Source organism: Streptomyces sp. G5(2025), assembly GCF_049542075.1.
Taxonomy (GTDB): Bacteria; Actinomycetota; Actinomycetes; order Streptomycetales; family Streptomycetaceae; genus Streptomyces.
The window spans coordinates 4,728,928-4,750,421 of sequence record NZ_JBMUZT010000006.1; the positions used below are offsets into that span (position 1 = coordinate 4,728,928).

Genomic DNA, 21,494 nt, shown 5'->3' on the forward strand with positions numbered 1-21,494 from the left:
CTGATGAGGATCGCCGCCAGGGCGACGGCCGCCAGTGAGCGCGGTGTCGGCGTGGCGCTTCCTCCCGGTACGTGGTCTCTCATGAGGGACGGTGGACCCTGGGCGCCGGCCGGTCCTTGAGTAAGGGACAATGAAGGCTCTGTCAGGGCGGGTTGCGCGGGTAGCAGCGGTAGCAGCAGAGGGGACGCATGTCGGACGCGGAGCAGACGGGTGACGCCCGTCGGGACAAGAGCGAACGTCTCCTTGCCGGCCGGTACCGGCTGGGAGAGGTGCTCGGCCGCGGCGGCATGGGCACTGTGTGGCGCGCCAAGGACGAGACCCTGGGCCGTACGGTCGCGGTGAAGGAGCTGCGGTTCCCGTCGAGTATCGACGAGGACGAGAAGCGGCGGCTCATCACGCGGACGCTGCGCGAGGCCAAGGCGATCGCGCGGATCCGCAACAACAGCGCGGTGACGGTCTATGACGTCGTCGACGAGGACGACCGGCCGTGGATCGTGATGGAGTTGGTCGAGGGCAAGTCCCTCGCGGAGGCGATCCGTGAGGACGGCGTGCTCACGCCGCGGCGGGCGGCCGAGGTCGGCCTCGCCATCCTCGACGTACTGCGGTCCGCGCACCGCGAGGGGATCCTGCACCGCGACGTGAAGCCGTCGAACGTGCTGATCGCCGAGGACGGCCGGGTCGTGCTCACCGACTTCGGCATCGCCCAGGTCGAGGGTGACCCGTCGATCACGTCGACCGGCATGCTCGTCGGCGCGCCCTCGTACATCTCCCCGGAGCGGGCGCGCGGGCACAAGCCGGGCCCCGCGGCCGACCTGTGGTCGCTGGGCGGCCTGCTGTACGCGGCGGTGGAGGGCGTACCTCCGTACGACAAGGGGTCGGCCATCGCGACCCTCACCGCGGTGATGACCGAGGACGTCGACAAGCCCCAGAACGCGGGGCCGTTGGCGCCGGTCATCTACGGCCTGCTCGCCAAGGACCCCCAGCAGCGGCTGGACGACGCAGGGGCGCGGGCGCTCCTGATGGACGTCATCCACGGGGCGGGGGCTGAGGCGGAGCCGGAACCGGTCGAGGCGACCAAGGTCGTGCCGCTGCCTCCGGTTCCGCCGCCGCCGGCCAGGACCAGCCGACTGTCCAAACCGTCGAAGCCCTCGAAGCCGTCCAAGACGGCCCGGCCGGGCACTCCGGCCAGGCTGACGAAGAAGGCCGGTGCGGGCGCGGCCGCCGGTGCCGCCGGTGCGTCCGCCGCCTCCGGGTCCGTCGCGGGGCGCAAGGGTGAGGAGGCCGCGGATCGGCTGAAGGGTGCGCTGCGGTCGGTGCGCAAGGCCGCCACGGGTGCGGGTGCGGGTGCTGCGGCCGGTTCGGGGACAGGTGCGGGCTCGGGTTCCGGGCCTGGTTCGGTCGGTTCCGGTGCGTCCGGGGTCGGGCGCGGGGCGCCTGTGCCGCCGGCGCCGAGCGCGCCGCCGCGGGGGGCGCCCCGGGTGCCGCCCAAGGCGTCGCTCACCGATGTGGTGCCGCGCCGGACGCTGGTCATCGCGTCCGTGGTGGCCGTGCTCGCCGTCCTCGGCACGGTGCTCGCCTTCGCGCTGTCGAGTGATGAGGACGGCGGTTCCGGCCGGGACAGCAAGGGCGGCGACAAGGCCGCGTCCAGCGGGGCGACCGCGGGCGGAGACGGCAAGGACACCGGCAAGGACGCGGGCAAGGAGACGGACGGCGGCTCGGGTTCCGGTTCCGCCGACGACAAGGGCCAGGGGCAGGGGCAGGGCCAGGGCACGGACCAGGGCAAGGGCGACGAGGCCGACTCGGACGAGGGCGAGGGGCACGACCCCAGCAAGGACGACGGCAAGAAGCCGGGTGACGGCGCGGCGTCCACGTACGAGCACGACCAGGGTTTCAAGATCGGGCTGCCGAAGGGGTGGAAGTACCGGTCCACGGGCACGGCGGGCGCGCGGTTCACCGGGCCCAACAGCCAGAAGCTGCTCATCGGTTGGACTACCACACCCAAGGGCAACCCGGTGAGCGACTGGAAGAACCAGGAGAACTACATGGTCCGGTCGCAGTACGACCGGATCAGGATCGAGAAGGTGGACTTCCGCGGGTGGAACACCGCTGACTGGGAGTTCACCTACGTAGAGGGCGGCACGAAGTACCGTTCCGTCGACCGCGGCTTCGTCGTCAACGGCGGGCTCGGCTACGGAATGATGTACACCGCCAAGGCCGACGACTGGAAGGGCGAGGAGCGGCGGGCCACGTGGCGGACCTTCACGAGGACGTTCCAGCCGAAGTCGTGAGCTGAGATCTCGTATCCCCTCATTGCGGTTCGCCCATGGCACGTATCGTGAATGCTTGCGGGCCGTAGGCAGCCGCAACGAGCCGCAACAAGCCGTAAGTCGATCGGAATTGACCACCGGGCGGACGGGGGAGGCGTCGTGGACGACTATGCGGGACGGGTGCTCGCCGACCGCTACCGCCTGCCGCTGCCTCCCTCGGACGAGTACGAGCTCGCCGAATCCCGTGCCTTCGACACCTACAGCGGCCAGGAAGTCCTGGTCAGGCAGGTGCCGTTGCCCGAGGTGGTCGAGGCCGAGGTGCTCGACGAGGACGACCTGCCCGAGGGGTTCGTGCCCCGGGCGGGAGCGCGTCCGGGCGGCGCCGGGGTGCGGCGGGCCTCCGCGCGCACGACACGCAGGCCCACCGATCCGGCCGTGCGGCGCGCGATGGAGGCGGCGCAGACGGCCGCGCAGATACCGGACCACCCCCGGCTCGACCAGGTCTTCGACGTGTTCGCCGAGGGCGGCTCGCTGTGGATCGTCAGCGAACTGGTGGCGGCGAGGCCGCTGGCGGCGCTCCTCGCGGACCGGCCGCTGAGCCCCTACCGGGCGGCCGAGGTCGCCGCGGACGTCCTGGCCGCGCTGCGGGTGCTGCACGCGCACGGCTGGGTGCACCGGAACATCACCGCGCGCACGGTGCTGATCTGCGACGACGGTCGCGTGATGCTGACGGGACTCGCCGCTGGCGCGGCCGAGGAGGCCCTGTGCGGGTACGACCCCCGGCCCGTGGAGGCGGGGGAGGCCGCCGGTTCGGCGGGATCGGTCGGGAACGTGGCCGCGTATGAGGGTGCCCCTGGGGGCGCCTATGAAGGTGCCTCAGAGGGTGCGTATGAAGGTGCCTCGCGGGTGGAGTACAGGGGCGTGCCGCTTGAGCCCGCACCGGAGGCGTATGAAGAGCACGAAGAGATCGAGCGCGGCGGGGGACCCGGAGAGCCCGGGGACTCCGGCCGGGGCGCGGCGCGGGCCGCGCGCGGCGGGTCCCTCGCGGCGTATCGCGCGGGCGCCGCACGGGCCTCGGCACAGGCCTCCGCACGCGTCGAGGAGGAGCCGCCGACGGGGACGGACGCGGGCGGCACCGGGCCTCGGGCCGCGGGCGTGCCGGGGCCTCGGGGCGGCGCCGCGGAGCCCGCAGCGGCCGGGCGGATCTCGGACCCGTATGGAGTCGGCGAGACGAAGCCCTGGCATGGGGCGGTTCCGCGCGGCGACGGCCAGAAGGGCTTGGCGGCGCGGGACGGAGACCGCTCCGGGCAGGGCGGCAGGGACGGCGACGCAGCCCGGCGGGGCGGGCAGGCGGTCCGGGGCGAGAGCGGGGGGCGAGTGGTGGCCCCGCGTGAGCCCGGCGGCCCAGTCACCACGCCGGCCCGGGCTCAGGCGATCCAGCCTCAGACGGTCCAGGCTCAGGCGGCTCAGGCCCAGGCGACCCAGGCGCATGGCGCGGCGCGTCGCACCTCCCCCGCGCCCGGCGGCGCGCGCGAGGAGCGTGGGGCGTGGGACATGACCGGCGGTGAGGCCGGAACCCCCCGCGGACCCGCCACCGCGCTGGCCGCCGAGCGGGCCCGGCACGCCCGCATGGTGGTCGTCGGGGCCGTCACCGAGCGGTGGGCGCCCGAGCAGGCCGGTCCCGTGCACGAGAACTGGCAGCTCGCCGCGCCGATCGGCCCCGCCACCGACCTGTGGGCCCTCGGGGCGCTGCTCTTCCGCGCCGTGCAGGGACACGCGCCCTACCCCGAGGACAGCACCGCGGAACTCGTGCAGATGGTGTGCGCCGAGCCGCCCGCCTTCGCCGAGGAGTGCGGCCCGCTGCGGCCCGTGGTCGAGTCCCTGCTGCGTCAGGACCCCACCGAGCGGCTCGACTTCGAGGAGCTGAGCGGCTGGCTCCGCTCCCTGGTGCGGTCGGCCCCGGAGCCCGAGGCCGGGACGCATGTCGTGCCGGTGCCGCCGTACGACGCCGGGCGGCTGCCCGTCGTACGCCGTCGCGGCGAGGTCGTGCGCAGGCGCCGCGAGGTCGTGCGCGGGCGCCGCTCCGCCGCGCCCGCGCCCGCCGGGGGCCACGGCCGCCACAAGCGGGGCAGGGGCAAGGAGGCGCGGGCCGTCGAGGCCGCGCGTGTTCTACGCGAGCCGCAGCGGTCCCGTGAGCCGCAGCGGTCCCGTGAGGCCGCGCCGCGCGAGGCCGGGCCGGTTCGTGGGGCTGAGCCGTTCCGCGAGGCGGGGCCGCAGCGGGTACCGCAGGCCCTGGGCACCGCGCGGCCCCGTTCGCTGGGGCGGCTGCTGCTCATCGCCATCCTCGTCGGGCTCGCCGCGGCGGTCGCGTACGCCATGCTGTTCCTGCCCAAGGCCGGTGAGAAGGAGCCGGGTGACCGAGCCGGGACCGTGGGGGAGGCGAGCGCGGACCCCAGCCAGGAGGAGAAGCCCGGCAAGAACGGCAAGAACGGCAAGAACAACGACGACGGCAGGGCCGAAGGCGAGAACGACGGCAAGGGCGACGGCAAGGGCGAGGACAAGGCCGGCAACAGCCCCAGTTCGCAGGAAGCGCAGACCGACGGGCCCCACAGCCCCGAGGTGCCGCAAGGCTTCACGCTGCGCAAGGACACGGAAGGTTTCCGCGTCGCCGTGGCGCGCGGCTGGGACCGGCAGCCCAAGAACGGTCGGGGCCAGGTGCGTTACACCCACGGCGACTTCGAACTGCTCGTGGTGCCGGGGCGCGACACCACGGACAGCTACGGCAGCGACCCCATGAAGTACCAGCGTGAGCACGAGCGCGAGCTCCAGCCGTTCCGCGACTCCTCCTGGGCCACCTCCAGCGGCATGCGCCGCATCGACGTGGGCGGGCGGGCCATGGCGGAGGGGCAGTTCACCTGGCAGGACGGGGAGGGCCGTGAGGTCTACGTACGCAATCTCGCGATGGTCGCCGGCGGGAAGTACCACGTGGTGCAGGTGCGGGGGCCCGAGGCCGAACGGGACGAGGTGACACGGCTGTTCGAGCAGGCGTCGAAGACGTACCAGGTCACCGATTAGCCCCCGGCGACTCGCGGACCGCCGACTGACCCGCCCCGGTACATCAACGGCATGCGTCACATAGAGGTCTCCATGGGCCCCCTGTGGTTCCGCGCGCGCCCCTCCCTCCCTACCCTGACCCTGTCAAGACCATTGCGGGGGAACGTGAATCAGAGCCAGGGCCTGCTCCTCGCGGGCCGCTACCGACTCGGGGAGTCCATCGGCCGCGGTGGCATGGGGCGGGTGTGGCGCGCCCGGGACGAGGTGCTGCACCGTGCCGTCGCCGTCAAGGAACTGACGGCCGCGCAGTACGCGCAGGAGGCCGACCGCACGATCCTCCTCGCGCGCACGCACGCCGAGGCGCGGGCCGCCGCCCGGATCAACCATCCCGCCGTGGTCACTGTCCATGACGTCCTGGACTACGACGACCGGCCCTGGATCGTGATGGAGCTGGTCGAAGGCCGCTCGCTGGCCGACGCGGTCAAGGAGGAGAGCCGCGTCGACGCCATCGAGGCCGCCCGCATCGGCCTGTGGACGCTCAAGGCCCTGCGCGCCGCGCACGCCGCCGGGGTGCTGCACCGCGACGTCAAGCCCGGCAACGTACTCCTGGCGAGGGACCGGCGGATCCTGCTCACCGACTTCGGGATCGCGGCGATCGAGGGCGACTCGACGATCACGCGCACCGGGGAAGTCGTCGGTTCCGTCGACTATCTCGCACCCGAGCGGGTCAGCGGCGCCAACCCCGGCCCCGCCTCCGACCTGTGGGCGCTCGGCGCGACGCTGTACACGGCGGTCGAGGGCACCTCCCCGTTCCGGCGCACGTCACCGATCGGCACCATGCAGGCCGTGGTCACCGAGGAGCCCGCGCCGCCCGCGCACGCCGGGGTCCTCGCGCCCGTCATCAGCGCCCTCCTGCGCAAGGATCCGGCGGCCAGGCCCACCGCCGAGGAGGCCGAGCACATGCTCGCCGAGGCGGCAGAGGGCCGCCGCCCGCACACCGCGCAGGCATACGTGCCGACGCAGGCGCACGCCACGAGCCGACACCCGGCCTCCGGCGCGCCCCCCGCCTCCGCCGCGCACCCCGCCTCCGGCACGCGGCGCGACGTCGCCGCCGCCGCGGCCGAGGAGGCCGCGGACGGCCCCGCCGTGGCGATCGGGGCCCACACCTCCGCCCCGGCCCGTCCGGCCGGGAGGCGCCGCCGCCGGCTCGCCGTCGCCGCACTCGCCGTCGCGGCGGCGCTGCTCGGCGGCGCCGGTGTCCTCGGCTATCTACAGCTCACGGGAGCCGGCGGCCAGGAGCGGTCCGCGGCCGGCAGCAGTACGGGCGAGACCGTGGGCGGCATCCCGGCGGACTGGCGGCGGGTGAAGGACCCGGACGGCTTCAGCCTCATGCTGCCCAAGGGCTGGAAGCGCCAGGTGGACGGCAACCAGGTCGACTACACGCCCGACGGCGGCCGCCGCTTCCTGCGCATCGCCGTCGACAGGAAACCGCAGTACGAGACCTCGTACCTGCACCTGTTGTCGCTGGAGAAGGCCCTGCGGCTCCCCGAGTACCGGCGGCTGCACCTGAACTCCAACACGTTCCGCGACCGGCCGGGCGCCCTGTGGGAGTTCAGCTGGAAGGCCGGGGCGAACGACACCACCAGGGGTCCGCGCCGCGCGATCGAACAGACGTATCTCAGCCGTGACGGCGTGGAGTACGCCCTCTACATGTCGGCCCCCGCCGACGACTGGGACACCACCCGCGAGCAGTTCGACGCGATGCTGCGGGGATGGCGGGAGGGCTGAGCGCCCGCGCCCGCGCCGGGGGGCGCGTGGTGCGCCCCCGGCGCCCCCTCGGCGCTCCCCGGTGCTCCCGGCGCTCCCGGTGCGCCCGTCCCGTGCGGCCGGAACCCGCCAGCCGCTCGGTGAGACCCATTCCGTTCGTACACGTGTGGGGCATGATGGCCGCATGGGGAGCCTGGGAGACCACGCAGGTGGGAGCAACGCCCGTGTGATCGCGGGCCGTTACCGCCTGGAGGCGCGGCTCGGCAGGGGCGGCATGGGCGTCGTGTGGCGGGCCACCGATCTGGTGCTCGCGCGCCAGGTCGCCGTCAAGGAGCTGGAGCGGGACGAGTCGCTCTCCGACACCGAGGCCACGCAGGCGCGCGAGCGGACCCTGCGCGAGGCCCGGGCCGTGGCGCAGCTGCGGCATCCGCACATCGTCGTCGTCCACGACGTCGTCGTGCACGACGAACAGCCCTACATCGTGATGGAGCTGATCGAGGGCGGCTCCCTCGCAGGTCGGATCGCACGGCACGGGCCGCTGGACGCGCAGGCGGTCGCGCGCATGGGCATCAACCTCCTCGGCGCCCTGAGCACGGCCCACGAGGCGGGCGTCCTGCACCGCGACCTCAAGCCCGCCAACGTACTGGTGGAGCGGGCCACCGGCCGTGTCGTCCTCACCGACTTCGGGATCGCGCAGGTCAGCGGCGCGACGACGCTCACGGAGGTGGGGTCGTTCGTGGGCTCGCCCGAGTACACCGCGCCCGAGCGCATCGCGGGGGAGCGGACCGGCCCGAAGTCGGACCTGTGGTCGCTCGGCGCGCTGCTCGTCACCGCGCTGTCCGGCGAGTCGCCCTTCCGCAGGGACTCCATCGGCGGCGTCCTGCACGCCGTCGTCTACGAGGAGATACGACCGCCGGACAGCGCGGCGCCGCTCCTCCCGGCCGTCCTCGGCCTCCTGGAGCGCGACCCGCGGCGGCGCATCGACGCGGCGGAGGCGGAACGGCTGCTGCGGGCATACGTCGACACCGGGCACATGCCCGCGCGCTCGGGCCACGGCGGGGCGGGCACCGGCCTGCCGGAGCCCGGTGCGGCGCGCGGCCGTCAGGGGCGGGTCATGCTGATCGCCGGGGCGCTGGCGGCGGCCGTGGCCGGGGCCGGGGTCTCGGCCGCCGCGCTGCTGCTCGGCAGGGACGGGGACGGCGGTACGCCGGCGAACACCGCCTCGCCCGCCACCTCCGTCAGCGGCCCGACGCCCACCGTCACAGTCACCCGGAGCACCCGTACGCCCAAGCCGCCCGCGCCCCAGCCGCCCGACGGGTACCGCCTGGCGAAGGACCCGGAGGGCTTCTCGATCGCCGTGCCGAAGGGCTTCGCACGCCGGACCGAGGGGCCCCGCGTCTTCTACCTCTCGCCGAGCGGCACCTACCGCATCGGCATCAGGGAGTCCGACCGGGAGCCGGGCGGCCCGCTCGCCGCGCAGCGCCGCTCGGACACCGAGGGGCCACGGACCCACCCCGGCTACCGCGACGGCGAGGTCACCGAGACCACGCGCAACGGCCGCCCGGCCGCCCTCCTGGAGTTCACGTGGGACGGCTTCGACAAGCCGGCCGGCGAGCGGCACACGTACGACCTGTGCTGGGAGGAGGGCGGCCGGATGTACGACGTGTGGGTCTCGGGACCGGTGGAGGAGGCGGAGCAGGTGCGGAAGTACTTCGACACGGCGGTCGACACGTTCGTACGCCGATGAATCCCCGCCCCGTGGCGTGCATCGCCCAGGTCACAACTGGGGGGCCTGGCTGGAAACGTAGGTACCCGGCAGGGTAGTCATGGGGGCATGAGTCATGACGGGGGAGCCTCCTACGGTCCGTACGAGCCCACGAGCTTCAGCTTGCAGCCGCCGCAACAGCCCGGTGTGCCGGGGCAGTCCGGTGCCCCGGGAACGCCTGTTCCCGGACGACCCGGGCAGAGCGGCGGCGCGCACCCCGGCAACCCGTACGCGCAGCAGGCCGCCGCGCCCGTGCCCGCGCCGGACCCGGGCGCCGGGCGGCTGATCGCGGGCCGCTACCGGTTGCTGGCCAAGCTCGGCCACGGCGGCATGGGCACGGTGTGGCGCGCCAAGGACGAGACGGTGGACCGCGAGGTCGCCGTGAAGGAGCCGCGCCTGCCCGACCACCTGCCCGAGCGTGAGCGCGCCAACGCCTTCGAGCGGATGCGCCGCGAGGCCCGCGCCGCCGCCCGCCTCGACCACCCCGCGGTGGTCAACGTCCATGACGTGGCGGTCGAGGACGGGCAGCCGTGGATCGTCATGGAGCTGGTGCGGGGCCGCTCGCTCGGCGCCGCGCTCCAGGAGGGCACGCTGGGCGCCCGGGACGCCGCGCGCATCGGCCTGGAGGTCCTGAACGCCCTGGACGCCGCGCACCAGGCGGGCATCCTGCACCGTGACGTGAAGCCGGACAACGTCATGCTCGGCAGGCACGACCGGGTGATCCTCACCGACTTCGGCATCGCCCAGATCGAGGGCGAGACCAACCTGACCGACACCGGCGGCTTCGTCGGCTCCCCCGAATTCATCGCCCCGGAGCGGGTGCTGGGCCAGCGCCCCGGCCCGGCCTCCGACCTCTGGTCGCTGGGCGTCGTGCTGTACGCCGCGACGGAGGGCGTCTCTCCGTTCCGTCGCAACAACACCCCGGCGACGCTCCAGTCCGTCCTCAACGCGACGCCCGCCGCGCCCGCCTCCGCCTCGGGGCCGCTCGCCCGGGTCATCGACGGCCTGCTGGCCAAGGACCCCGCGCAGCGCCCGAACGCCGCACAGGTCCGCGCCCTCCTGGAGGAAGCCGCCAAGCCGCCGCAGCCGGCGCCGACGCAGGTCGTCACCGTCGCGGACGGCGGCGGTGGCGATGGACGTGACGGCAAGGGCGTCTTCCTGAGCCGCAAGGCGCTGGCCGTCATAGCCGGGGTGGTCGTCGCGGCGGTGGCGGCGGGCGTGCTGGTGGCCGTGAACCCGTTCGGGGGTTCATCGGAGGCGGAGGGCTGGAAGAAGCACAAGACAGCGGTGGTCGCCGCCACGGTCTCCGCGCCGGAGCACTACGTGGAGAGCAAGCCGGAAGCGACCGACACGAACAACAACTGGGTCAGGTACGACGATCCGAGCGGCGCCATCTTCCTCACGCTCGACCTCGCCGAGAAGACGGACACGACCCAGGACATCGCCGGGACCTCGGCGGCACAGGCGTACGCCGACATGGAGAAGTTCAAGGAGAGCGGCGAGTCGCTGTTCAGCGACATGGACAGCGATCCCGCGCCGCACGGGAAGACGAAGGAGACCACGTTCAAGGACCGGCCCGCCGCCGAGAACACGGTCACGTACACCGACTCGCAGACCGAGCTGCCGCACGAGGCGAAGATCTTCTACTACCGGACCAAGTCGGGCGACATGTACCGGCTGTGGATCGACTACCCGGGCAAGGGCGACTTCACGGCGCGCGGCCGCGAGGTGGCGAAGGCCGCGATCGCGAAGCTGGAGCTCGACAAGCTCTGAGACAGGCCCCAGGAGGGGCACGGCGTGCGACAACGCCCTGATCAGCGGCTTTGTCGCCAGCAAACACTGGCGTCGTGTGAGTGGCCCGTGAAGCCCGTTACCGATGGGTACCCAAAACCCTGACGTGGGCCTACTCTCACGAGCATGACGGACTCGCAGGCCACCGCAGCGCCCCTCGGAACCAACCCGACCGCCCCGGCCCCCGCAGGCGCGCGTACCGCCGCCGACGTGGTCACGCCCGAGCTGATCGCCCAGCTCACCCGTGACGTCATCGGGTCGGGGCGCACGGCCAACCACACGCCGCTCACCGGCGAGAAGCTGGCCGACCTGCCCGAGTCCACCCCCGAGGACGTGGCCACCGCCTTCCAGCGCGCCCGCACCGCCCAGATCGCCTGGGCCCGCACCCCGTGCGGCAGCGCGCGGCCGTCCTGCTCCGCTTCCACGACCTGGTGCTCCAGCGCCAGGCCGAGGTGCTCGACCTGATCCAGCTGGAGACCGGCAAGGCCCGCCTCCACGCCCACGAGGAGATCCAGGCCGTCGCGGTCGCCGCCCGGCACTACGGCCGCAAGGCCCCCTCGTACTTGAGCCCCAAGCGGCACACCGGCGTCGTCCCGACGCTCACCAAGGTCACCGAGAACCGCCAGCCGCGCGGTGTCGTCGGGCAGATCGCCCCCTGGAACTACCCGCTCGAACTCTCCATCGGCGACGCGCTGCCCGCCCTGGTCGCGGGCAACGCGCTCGTGATGAAGCCGGACACGGAGACCTGCCTCACCGCCCTGTGGGCCCGTGACCTGATCATCGAGGCGGGCCTGCCGTCCGAGGTCTTCCAGGTCGTCCTCGGCGAGGGCCCGGTCGTCGGCCCCGAGGTCGTCAAGCACGCCGACTACGTCTCCTTCACCGGCTCCACGCGTACCGGCCGCGAGGTCGCGCAGGGCGCCGCGGCCCGCCTGGTCGGCGTCTCGCTCGAACTCGGCGGCAAGAACGCCATGCTGGTCCTGCACGACGCCGACGTCGACAAGGCCGCCGCGGGCGCGGTGCGCGCCTGCTTCTCCTCCGCGGGCCAGCTGTGCATCTCCATCGAGCGGCTGTACGTCCACGAGTCGATCGCCGACCGCTTCGTGGAGCGCTTCGCCGAGCGGACGAGGGCGATGCGGCTCGGCACGTCCCTCGCGTACGGCGCCGACATGGGCTCGCTCGTCGGCGAGCGGCAGCTGGAGACCGTGACGCGGCACGTCGAGGAGGCCGTCGCCAAGGGCGCCACGCTGGTCGCGGGCGGCGTAGCGCGCCCCGACATCGGCCCCTACTTCTACGAGCCGACCATCCTGGACGGCGTCGAGGCACCCATGGCGGTCTGCACGGAGGAGACCTTCGGCCCGGTCGTATCGATCTACCGTTTCACGGACGAGAACGAAGCGGTCGAGCTGGCCAACGCCACGGCGTACGGCCTCAATTCCTCGGTCTGGACGAAGAACGGCCGCCGCGGCCGCGAGATCGCCGCCCGCCTGCGCACCGGCACCGTCAACGTCAACGAGGGCTACGCGCCCGCCTACGGCAGCGTGCAGTCCCCGATGGGCGGCATGAAGGACTCGGGCCTCGGCCGCCGGCACGGCTCCGAGGGCATCCTCAAGTACACCGAGGCGCAGACCGTCGCCCAGCAGCGGCTCATGCCGCTGGCGCCGTCCTTCGGCCTCGACGACGAGAAGTACGCGGCGTTCATGAGCACGAGCCTCAAGGTCATGAAGGCGTTCCGACTGCGTTAGCGGCGCCCCGCAAGGGGCGCGGGGAACTGCGCGAGCAAGCACAGACGGCCCGCGGGCGATTTGACGAGGAGAGTCGATGTCACAGGAGAGCTCTGCCCGGAACCAGGTGGGCGACGACGTGTACGACTACGACGTAGTGGTCGTCGGCAGCGGCTTCGGCGGCGCGGTGTCCGCACTGCGCCTGACGGAGAAGGGGTACCGCGTCGGCGTGCTCGAAGCCGGGCGGCGCTTCACGCGCGCGACGCTGCCCAAGAACTCCTGGGACCTGAAGAACTACCTCTGGGCCCCGGCCCTCGGCCTCTTCGGCATCCAGCGCATCCACCTGCTCGGCAACGTCATGGTCCTCGCGGGCGCCGGAGTCGGCGGCGGCTCACTGAACTACGCCAACACGCTCTACATACCGCCCGCCCCGTTCTTCCACGACCCGCAGTGGAAGGACATCACGGACTGGCAGGACGAGCTGCGCCCCTACTACGAGCAGGCCAAGCGCATGCTGGGCGTGCGGCTCAACCCGACGACGACGCCCTCCGACGTCCATCTGAAGGCGACCGCCGAGGCGATGGGCGTCGGGGACAGCTTCCACATGGCGCCCGTCGGTGTCTTCTTCGGCGACGAGGAGGACGCGGACGGTACGTCGACGACGCGGCCCGGCGGGGAGGTCCCCGACCCCTACTTCGGTGGCGCGGGGCCCTCGCGGCGGGCCTGCACCGAGTGCGGCGAGTGCATGACCGGCTGCCGGCACGGCGCGAAGAACACCCTCAACGAGAACTACCTCTACCTGGCCGAGAAGGCCGGCGCGGTCATCCACCCGATGACGTCGGTCGTCGCCGTCACCGAGGACTCACGGGGCGGTTTCGCCGTCGCGACCCTGCCCACCGACGACAAGCGCAAGGGCAAGGGACGGCTGTTCAAGGCCCGCAAGGTCGTCGTCGCCGCCGGTACGTACGGCACGCAGACCCTCCTGCACCGCATGAAGGACAGCGGCCTGCTGCCGCGCGTCTCCCCGCGCCTCGGCACGCTGACCCGCACCAACTCCGAGGCCCTGGTGGGCGCCCAGACCACCGACCGCCGCTACAGCAAGCGGCACGGCGCGAAGCGGGTGGACTTCACCAAGGGCGTCGCCATCACCTCGTCGATCCACCCGAACGCGAACACGCACATCGAGCCCGTCCGGTACGGCAAGAAGTCCAACGCGATGGGCAGCCTGACGGTGCTCCAGGTCCCGTACAGCGTGAAGGGCGGCAAGGCGCGGGTCGCCGGCTGGCTCGGCAACGTGGTGCGCCACCCCTCGCTCCTGATGCGTTCGCTCTCCAACCGGCGCTGGTCGGAGCGGACCATCATCGGTCTGGTCATGCAGTCGCTCGACAACTCCCTGACGACGTACCGCAAGGAGAAGGGCCTCGGGAAGGGCCTGCTCACCGCCCGCCAGGGCCATGGCGCGCCGAACCCCGAACAGATCCCCGAGGCCACGCGCGCGGCGACGCTCCTGGCCCAGGAGATCAACGGCTTCGCGGGGTCGAACATCGGCGAACTGATGGGCACTCCGCTGACCGCCCACTTCCTCGGCGGCTGCCCCATCGGCGACTCGGCGGACAGCGGCGTCATCGACCCCTACCACCGGCTCTACGGCCACCCGGGGATCTCGGTGGTCGACGGCGCCGCGGTCTCCGCGAACCTCGGCGTGAACCCGTCCCTGACGATCACCGCGCAGGCCGAGCGGGCGATGTCGTTCTGGCCCAACAAGGGGGGCGAGGACCCGCGTCCGGCGCAGGGCCGGCCGTACGAGCGCGTCGCGGCCGTGGAACCGAAGACCCCGGCGGTCCCGGCGGACGCCTTCGGCGCGCTGAGGCTGCCGTTCCTGGGCATGCCGGCGGTGCCGCCGAAGCAGTAGGCGTACGCGCCTGCCGAGCACCGGGGATACACGTAAGGGCACCCGGGGATCCCTGTCAGGGGGCTGAGGGGGCCAGGGAATACACGTAAGGACCTGCGCCCCCCTCCGAGCGCAGGTCCTTCCGCGTGCTCAGGTGCCGCTGTGCTTACGCGGCGGTGTCGCTCTTGCGGCGACGTACGACGAACACCGCGCCCGCACCGACGACCACGGCGGCGCCGCCGACGAGGCCGAGGGTCGGCAGCGCCGAGCTGGAACCGGTGTCGGCGAGGCTGCCGTTCACCGGTCCGTCGGCGGTTCCCTGCGGCTGCGGGGTGGCGGTCGGCGTCGCTGAGGGCTGCGCGGTCGGCGTCAGCGTCGGCTTCGGCTTCGGCGTGCCCGGGTGCTCGGCCTGGTCACCGGGCCTGCGGATCGTCAGCGTCTGTCTCGCGAAGGAGTTGCGCGTGCAGTCCAGCTCGGAGTCCACGTAGTCGCCGAGGCCGATGGCGTAGCCCTGGCCGGCCGGGGCCTTGGCGTTGACGTCGAGCCGCAGCTTGATGTCGGCCGTCTCCTCGGCGTCGAGCTCGATGACGTCGAAGGCGAGGCCGCCCTTGCCGTCACCCTTGATCGACTTCCAGGCCTTGGCCTCGGCGTCGAAGTACTGAAGGGTGGCGTACTTGCGCAGCCAGTGGCGCTTGTCGGCGGACTTCACGTCACCGGCGGGCTTCGAGGTGCTGTTCACCAACACGGTCCACTCGACCTCGCCGAGCGGCTCGTCGGTGGGGTTGGTGGCGGACAGCTCGAACGGGTGCCAGCCGCTGCCCGGGACGATCTTGTCGGGCAGGCCGGAGAGCTCGATCTCCAGCACGGAGTCGGGGTCCTCCACGCCGCTGCCGTGGACCTCGCACTCGGCCGGCTTCGTCGCGCCCTCGTCCTCGTTCTCGCCCTCCGCGGCCCCGCCCGGCTCCCCCGGCTTCGTTCGCTCAGTCGGCTTCGTCGGCTTCTCGACCGGAAGCTTCGGCTTCGATGTCGGCTTCTGCGGGGAAGGCTTCTGCGGGGAAGGCTTCTTGGTCGGCTCGCGCGACGGGTCCTGCGAGGGGTCCTGCGTCGGGGCCGGAGTCTGCTTGGGCTCGTCGGTGGTCGTCTTCGTGGGAGCGGGGGCCTCCCTCTGCGTCTCACCCTCCCCGGCCGACGCGTCTGACAACGCGGCCGCCGAGGAAGCGGACCCCCCGGTCGCGAACGCGGCCGGTGCGGACAGGAGCGCCAGCGGCGCTACGACAGCCGTGGCGGCCGCTGCTGCCATGGCACGGCGAAGCTTCATGAAGACCTCATAAAGTCCGGCGCGCCGCCCGGTCGGCAGCGCGGAAGGGAACGTTTCTCCGCGGCGGGAGCGCGGATGTGGCTGTTGTTACTGCATGCATGACCCGCGATCCCTGTAAATGGTTGTTCTCGGCTTCAGGGAATTCTCATGTGGCGTGCATCACATGACCTGTGCGCCTGGTTTGTGCGCTGGCTTGTGTCCTGGCTTGTGTCGTAGCGGTGGGGTGCCGTAGAACTGCCCCCGCCCCAGGGGGCGATGGGGGGACCGGGAGCCGCAGGCAGACATGGGGAGGGAACAGCGTTGGCCATACCCGACGAGGTGTGGGAGCAGTTCGAGAAGGACAGCGAGCGGGACATCCGCTCGACGGCACCGAAGGAACCGTCCGCGCGGGCCCGCATGGTGGCCGAAAGGCTGCGACGCCTCGACGAGGAGGCCGCGCGCCAAGAGGCCGATCGCATGGGGCGGTTGCGCCGTCGGCGCGCCAAGCGTGACGCCGAGCCCGTGCGATGGCGGCCCGACGACTGGCGCGCGACGCCCACGGGGCCGCGCCGCGACCCACGCTCCGAGCGCCGCCGCCGGGTGCTGAGCGTGGTGATCGTGATCGGCGGCATGGCTCTGGCGATCGCGCTGCTCAGCCCGTTCCGGTTCTGGATCTGGGGTTGGTGAACGGCGGTCCTTCGACTGATCGGGGGGTCCGGCACCCGGGGCGGTGGCCGGGGCGGTGCCGGCGTGGAACCGGAAGCGATCTTCTCCCGTCGTAGAAGAGGCGCGAGTGACCGACTGGACCAGGTCGGGAAGCGCATGTCGGGAAGCGCATGTCGGGAAACGCATGGGGGAAAGTTCGTGAAGTCAGCTGTGTCGCGTGTCGTGGTGGCCGTGTCGATCGTGGCCGCTCTCGGTGCGACCGCGGCCTGCGGCGGAAGCGGCGACGACGGCAAGAAGTCGGCGAAGCCGGGCGCGGGCTCCGCGAAGGGCGGCGCCGCGGCCGGCCGGCTGGAGAAGGCGGCCCTCGCCACGGGTGACGTCGAGGGCTACAAGGTGGAGAAGCCGCAGAAGCGCGACGCCTCCGGCGAATCAGCTCCCTCGGCTGGGAACGGGAAGGCCGCCCCCGCAGCGTGCGCCCCGCTCGCCTCCCTCCTCAGCGCCGGCTCCGGCCCCGGCCCCGGCTTCGGCCCCGGCTCCAAACCCGCCACCTCGCCGAAACTGAAGGCCCACGTCAGCCGCATCCTGACCGGCACCGACGACAAGGACCGCACGACGACTCACGTCGGGCTGTCCGCCTACGCCGAGGCCGACGCGGAGCGCCTCATGGCGGACCTGCGCGCGGCGTCGACGTCGAAGGAGTGCGCCACCTTCCACGTCGGCGACCACCGCTACGTCGGCGTCAGGCCGCTGCCCGCGCCGGGCAAGTCGAGTAAGCCGGGCAAGTCGAGTAAGCCGCGCAACCCGGTCACGGGCGACGAGGTGGTCTCGTACAAGCTCGCCCACCCCAAGGGTGAGTACGTGGCGCGGCGGGCGGTCACGGTCGTCCGTAACGGTGGCACCCTCGCGGTCTTCGACGCCTCGAACCTGTACGACCCCGAGGGCGTCCAGCAGGACAGGGAGGCCGAGCGGAACGGCATGGAGGGCGTCGGCACACCCAAGGCGGACGAGGACCCGAAGGTGGCGGCTGCGATCGTCGACGCGCAGCTCGGCAAGCTCTGATCTCCCGCGGGCTTCCCGCCGGCTTCCCGTGAGTTTCCCGCGAGGTCCGTACAACCTTTTCGGCGGTTTCTGATCGTTATGCAAATCGCTGGCAAAGCCGGCGAGTTTGCCGCTTTCATTTCGCCTCGGCGCGGGTGTGTCACCCGCGCCGTGCGAATGAAGGTAGGAAACGTGAAGTCATCTGTGTCTCGGGCCCTCGTGGCCGCGTCCGTCACGGTCGCGCTGGGTCTGACCGCAGCGTGCGGCAGCGACGACGACGGCAAGAACCCGTCGGAACCGGCCAAGTCCACTCAGGACTCGAAGCCGTCCGCCAAGAAGCCGGCCGTGCTGTCCGCCGCCGAGCTGGAGAAGGCGGTGCTCGCCAAGGGCGACCTCAAGGGTTACAAGATCGAGAAGCTGTCGGCGGCGGACATGCCCGCGCAGACCGTGGCCTCCGACCCGGTCGCCTGCCAGCCGCTCGCGGACATGTTCATGTTCGCCTCCGACCCGGCGTCGAAGGCCCGCGTCGGCCGGACCATGACCGGTCCCGACGAACTGGACGCCACGATCACCACGCTCGCGCTGCTCGCCCATGAGCGGGACGACGCGGAGAAGGTCATGGACGGTCTCCGTACGGCCACGCAGAAGTGCAAGGCGTACGAGCACGCCGGCTCCAAGTACCGCGACGTCGGCGCCCTGTCCGCCCCGAAGACGGGCGACGAGGCGGTCTCGTACAAGGTCGTGGGTCTCATCGAGGGCCAGAAGACGCCGATGAGCTTCACGGTGGTGCGCAGCGGGTCGACGCTCGCGGCCTTCTACTCGATCAACCTGCTCAAGCCGAAGGAGTTCGGCGTGTCGGAGGAGATCGTGGACGCGCAGATCGCCAAGCTCGAAAAGCTGTAGGCCGACCGAAGGGCCCCGCGGGACGGATCCGCGGGGCCCTTCGCTGTCGGCACCGACGTCAGGGCGGCGTCGGTACCTCGGGGGCGGCGCCAGGGGGGTGTGCGCCGCCGTTCGTGCGCCGGTGGCCGACCCGGCGCACTGAGAGCGCCCACGTGGTATCGACCAATGGCAATGAGGTGGTGGACGGGGGTCTGAGGGCCCGCCCTCTGAGGCATCGTGCTCGATGGGTTGTCGGGGACGCAACCGTTTCGACCGCATCTATGGGGAAAAGGCGGCACGGGGGGGCGGCGGCACGGGGGACAGGATGTGCGGCGGCGGGGGGCGCGGAAAGGGGAACCGGTTGGTTTGGACGGAGGCCGGTTGGTTTGGACGGAGGCCGGTCGGCCCCGGGCGTCCCCGGAGCCGACCGTTCTCTTGGGTGACCGGGCTGCTGTCCCCTGCCGTCCGGTCACATCACTGGAGCGAGGTCCCACGGCGTACGACATGATCCATGCGGATCCGTACACCTCATCGCCCCAGCGGAGCCACGCGTGGTTCTTACGGGCCCGCCCCTGGCTGGCACGGACATCGGGACCAACGAAGCCCGGCGGGAACCGGTCACGCGCCGTACGGGTGAGAATGATCCGAACTCAGGTCCGCGGACCGCAGTCCGCAGTCCGCAGACCCCCCGCGGCGGGGCTCAGACGCGCCCCCGGCTCAGCTCCAGGAGCGTCATCGCGAGCGTCGTGCCGGGCTTGCCGAGCGCGTCCCTGTAGTGGGCGAGGATCTCCATCTCGCGGGAGAGGTTCACACGGCGCCCGCCGGAGGTGATCCGGGCCTCCTGGATCACGGCCGAGACGGCCATCCGTTCCTGGACGAGACCGATGATGCGGTCGTCGAGCGCGTCGATCCGCTCCCGGGCGTTCTCGATCACACCGGCGGCTTCGGGGGTACGGGCACCGGTCTTCTCGGCGGAGGTGACGGCCGTGGCGGCGGGGGCGGTGGCGGTGGTGGCGGTGGCGGTCATGCGGGGCTCCTCGTGGTGTGTGGGGAGCCGCGGTCCTGAGATGACCGCGGTTCCCGTTTGGTGCGGGAGGTGCCCCGGAGCGACAAGGCCCGGAAATGACAGAACGCCCCGGGCCTTGTCGGCCCGGGGCGCCTGGGAAGTCGCTTGTCAGTGGATCAAGCAGCTCGACCATGGCAGCCGGCGGGCCGGTTGCCATAGGTAAAGAGGAAGGCGAGGTGCTTGTTCACGGAGCCAGTATGCCCCCAAACGCGCGGGCCGGGTCAATCCGGTCCGGCGGGCGGCTCGGATGCTGAGACGGCTGTCCGGACGGCGTCCGCCTGCGGCGGGGTCCGTCGGATGAGACGAAGAAGGCCCCGGCGCGCCCGGTAGAATCGACAGAACAGACCCCCTGCACACGCACTGAGCCTCTCGCTCAACGCTCAACGCCGGAAGGCCGCCGCCGTGCCATCAGCGCCCCACGCTGCCGCCGTTCCCGACACCGTTCTGGTCGTCGACTTCGGAGCGCAGTACGCCCAGCTCATCGCCCGTCGCGTCCGTGAGGCGCGGGTCTACAGCGAGATCGTGCCGAGCACGATGCCCGTCTCCGAGATGCTCGCCAAGCAGCCCGCGGCGATCATCCTCTCCGGCGGCCCCTCGTCGGTGTACGCGGAGCACGCGCCCGCCCTCGACCGCACCCTCTTCGAGGCGGGCGTCCCCGTCTTCGGCATGTGCTACGGCTTCCAGCTGATGGCGGCGACCCTCGGCGGCACCGTCGACAACACCGGCGCGCGTGAGTACGGCCGTACGCCCCTCGCCGTCGCCAAGGCCGACTCCACCCTCTTCGAGGGAACGCCCACCGAGCAGTCCGTCTGGATGTCGCACGGCGACGCGTGCAGCGCGGCGCCCGAAGGCTTCACGGTCACCGCGTCCACGGACGTCGTGCCGGTCGCCGCCTTCGAGGACGACGAGAAGAAGCTGTACGGCGTGCAGTACCACCCCGAGGTGATGCACTCCACGCACGGCCAGCAGGTCCTGGAGCACTTCCTCTACCGCGGCGCCGGCCTCAAGCCGGACTGGACGACCGGCAACGTCATCGAGGAGCAGGTCGCCGCGATCCGCGAGCAGGTCGGCACCAAGCGCGCCATCTGCGGGCTCTCCGGCGGCGTGGACTCCGCCGTCGCCGCCGCCCTCGTCCAGAAGGCCATCGGCTCGCAGCTCACCTGCGTGTACGTCGACCACGGCCTGATGCGCAAGGACGAGACCGAGCAGGTCGAGAAGGATTTCGTCGCCGCGACCGGCGTACAGCTGAAGGTCGTCGACGCCCAGGAGCGGTTCCTGACCGCGCTCGCCGGCGTCTCCGACCCCGAGGAGAAGCGGAAGATCATCGGCCGCGAGTTCATCCGCGTCTTCGAGCAGGCCCAGGCGGAGATCGTCGCCGAGGCGCCCGGCAACCAGCCGGTCGAGTTCCTGGTCCAGGGCACGCTCTACCCCGACGTGGTCGAGTCCGGCGGCGGCACCGGCACGGCGAACATCAAGTCCCACCACAACGTGGGCGGCCTCCCCGAGGACCTTGAGTTCAAGCTCATCGAGCCGCTGCGCAAGCTGTTCAAGGACGAGGTCAGGATGGTCGGCGCCGAGCTCGGCCTGCCGGACGAGATCGTCCAGCGCCAGCCGTTCCCGGGCCCCGGCCTCGGCATCCGCATCGTCGGCGAGGTCACCAAGGAACGCCTCGACCTGCTGCGCGAGGCCGACGCCATCGCCCGCGAGGAACTGACGAAGGCCGGTCTCGACCGGGACATCTGGCAGTGCCCGGTCGTGCTGCTCGCGGACGTCCGCAGCGTCGGCGTCCAGGGCGACGGCCGCACCTACGGCCACCCGATCGTGCTGCGCCCCGTCTCGTCCGAGGACGCCATGACGGCCGACTGGACGCGCATGCCGTACGACGTCCTCGCCAAGATCTCGACCCGCATCACGAACGAGGTCGCCGATGTGAACCGCGTGGTCCTCGACGTCACGTCGAAGCCGCCGGGGACCATCGAGTGGGAGTGACCTCCCGCACGCCCTGACCGGCGCCCACGCCCTGACTGGCGCCCACGCCCTGACTGGCGCCCACGCCCTGACTGGCGCCCACGCCCTGACTGGCGCCCACGCCCTGACCGGCGCCCACGCCCTGACTGGCGCCCACGCCCCTGAACGGCGCCGTCCGCCTCCTTCAAGGCGGGCGTCGCCTCCTTCAAGGCGGGCGGCGCCGTTCGTCCGTTCGTCCGTTCGCTGTGCGGGTGCGGGTGCGGGTGCGGGTGCGGGTGCGGGTGCGGGTGCGGGTGCGGGCGTGGGCGTGGGCGTGGGTAT

The 21,494-nt window shown here is 72.3% G+C and carries 12 protein-coding genes and 1 pseudogene; 11 read left to right on the forward strand and 2 right to left on the reverse strand.

The window, feature by feature from the left end:
- Positions 1 to 188: 188 nt before the first annotated feature.
- The 7 genes and pseudogenes from ACOBQB_RS32445 (at position 189) to ACOBQB_RS32475 (ending at position 14,277) form a co-directional block, all read left to right on the forward strand.
- A complete protein-coding gene (locus ACOBQB_RS32445; protein WP_423596782.1) occupies positions 189 to 2,288 on the forward strand; it encodes a serine/threonine-protein kinase in 2,100 nt (699 codons plus the stop codon).
- A gap of 138 nt (positions 2,289 to 2,426) precedes the next feature.
- The gene (locus tag ACOBQB_RS32450; RefSeq protein WP_423596784.1) at positions 2,427 to 5,342 is read left to right on the forward strand and encodes a protein kinase; all 2,916 of its coding nucleotides are present in this window, start codon (positions 2,427 to 2,429) and stop codon (positions 5,340 to 5,342) included.
- Between the two features lie 144 nt (positions 5,343 to 5,486).
- Positions 5,487 to 7,109, forward strand: coding sequence for a serine/threonine-protein kinase (locus tag ACOBQB_RS32455; RefSeq protein ID WP_423596786.1), 1,623 nt, complete (start codon positions 5,487 to 5,489; stop codon positions 7,107 to 7,109).
- 163 nt (positions 7,110 to 7,272) lie between these two features.
- Complete coding sequence (locus ACOBQB_RS32460) at positions 7,273 to 8,835, forward strand: serine/threonine-protein kinase (protein ID WP_423596788.1); 1,563 nt, start codon at positions 7,273 to 7,275, stop codon at positions 8,833 to 8,835.
- An 87-nt stretch (positions 8,836 to 8,922) separates the two neighbouring features.
- The gene (locus ACOBQB_RS32465; protein ID WP_423596790.1) at positions 8,923 to 10,626 is read left to right on the forward strand and encodes a serine/threonine-protein kinase; all 1,704 of its coding nucleotides are present in this window, start codon (positions 8,923 to 8,925) and stop codon (positions 10,624 to 10,626) included.
- Between the two features lie 144 nt (positions 10,627 to 10,770).
- Positions 10,771 to 12,386, forward strand: a pseudogene (locus tag ACOBQB_RS32470) (succinic semialdehyde dehydrogenase).
- 76 nt (positions 12,387 to 12,462) lie between these two features.
- Positions 12,463 to 14,277 (forward strand): GMC family oxidoreductase N-terminal domain-containing protein, encoded by a 1,815-nt coding sequence (locus ACOBQB_RS32475; RefSeq protein ID WP_423596792.1) that lies wholly within the window; start codon positions 12,463 to 12,465, stop codon positions 14,275 to 14,277.
- Between the two features lie 145 nt (positions 14,278 to 14,422).
- On the opposite strand, the gene ACOBQB_RS32480 is transcribed toward ACOBQB_RS32475, so the two are convergent.
- Entirely contained in the window at positions 14,423 to 15,574 is a 1,152-nt protein-coding gene (locus ACOBQB_RS32480; protein ID WP_423596794.1) for an LPXTG cell wall anchor domain-containing protein, read from the reverse strand.
- Between the two features lie 300 nt (positions 15,575 to 15,874).
- On the opposite strand from ACOBQB_RS32480, the gene ACOBQB_RS32485 reads away from it, so the two are divergent.
- The 3 genes from ACOBQB_RS32485 to ACOBQB_RS32495 all read left to right on the forward strand — a co-directional run bounded on the left by ACOBQB_RS32485 (position 15,875) and on the right by ACOBQB_RS32495 (position 18,160).
- Positions 15,875 to 16,240: a hypothetical protein gene (locus tag ACOBQB_RS32485; protein ID WP_423596796.1), complete on the forward strand. Its 366-nt coding sequence runs from the start codon at positions 15,875 to 15,877 to the stop codon at positions 16,238 to 16,240.
- Between the two features lie 177 nt (positions 16,241 to 16,417).
- Positions 16,418 to 17,278 carry a hypothetical protein gene (locus tag ACOBQB_RS32490; RefSeq protein ID WP_423596798.1) on the forward strand — a complete coding sequence of 287 codons (861 nt, stop codon included), beginning with the start codon at positions 16,418 to 16,420 and terminating at the stop codon, positions 17,276 to 17,278.
- 171 nt (positions 17,279 to 17,449) lie between these two features.
- Positions 17,450 to 18,160, forward strand: coding sequence for a hypothetical protein (locus tag ACOBQB_RS32495; protein ID WP_423596800.1), 711 nt, complete (start codon positions 17,450 to 17,452; stop codon positions 18,158 to 18,160).
- Between the two features lie 679 nt (positions 18,161 to 18,839).
- Here the strand turns inward: ACOBQB_RS32495 and ACOBQB_RS32500 are convergent.
- Complete coding sequence (locus ACOBQB_RS32500) at positions 18,840 to 19,166, reverse strand: chorismate mutase (RefSeq protein WP_423596802.1); 327 nt, start codon at positions 19,164 to 19,166, stop codon at positions 18,840 to 18,842.
- Positions 19,167 to 19,607: 441 nt separating this feature from the next.
- Here ACOBQB_RS32500 and guaA point away from each other — a divergent pair, with 441 nt between their 5' ends.
- A complete protein-coding gene (gene guaA / locus ACOBQB_RS32505) occupies positions 19,608 to 21,194 on the forward strand; it encodes a glutamine-hydrolyzing GMP synthase (RefSeq protein WP_423596804.1) in 1,587 nt (528 codons plus the stop codon).
- Positions 21,195 to 21,494 lie beyond the last annotated feature (300 nt).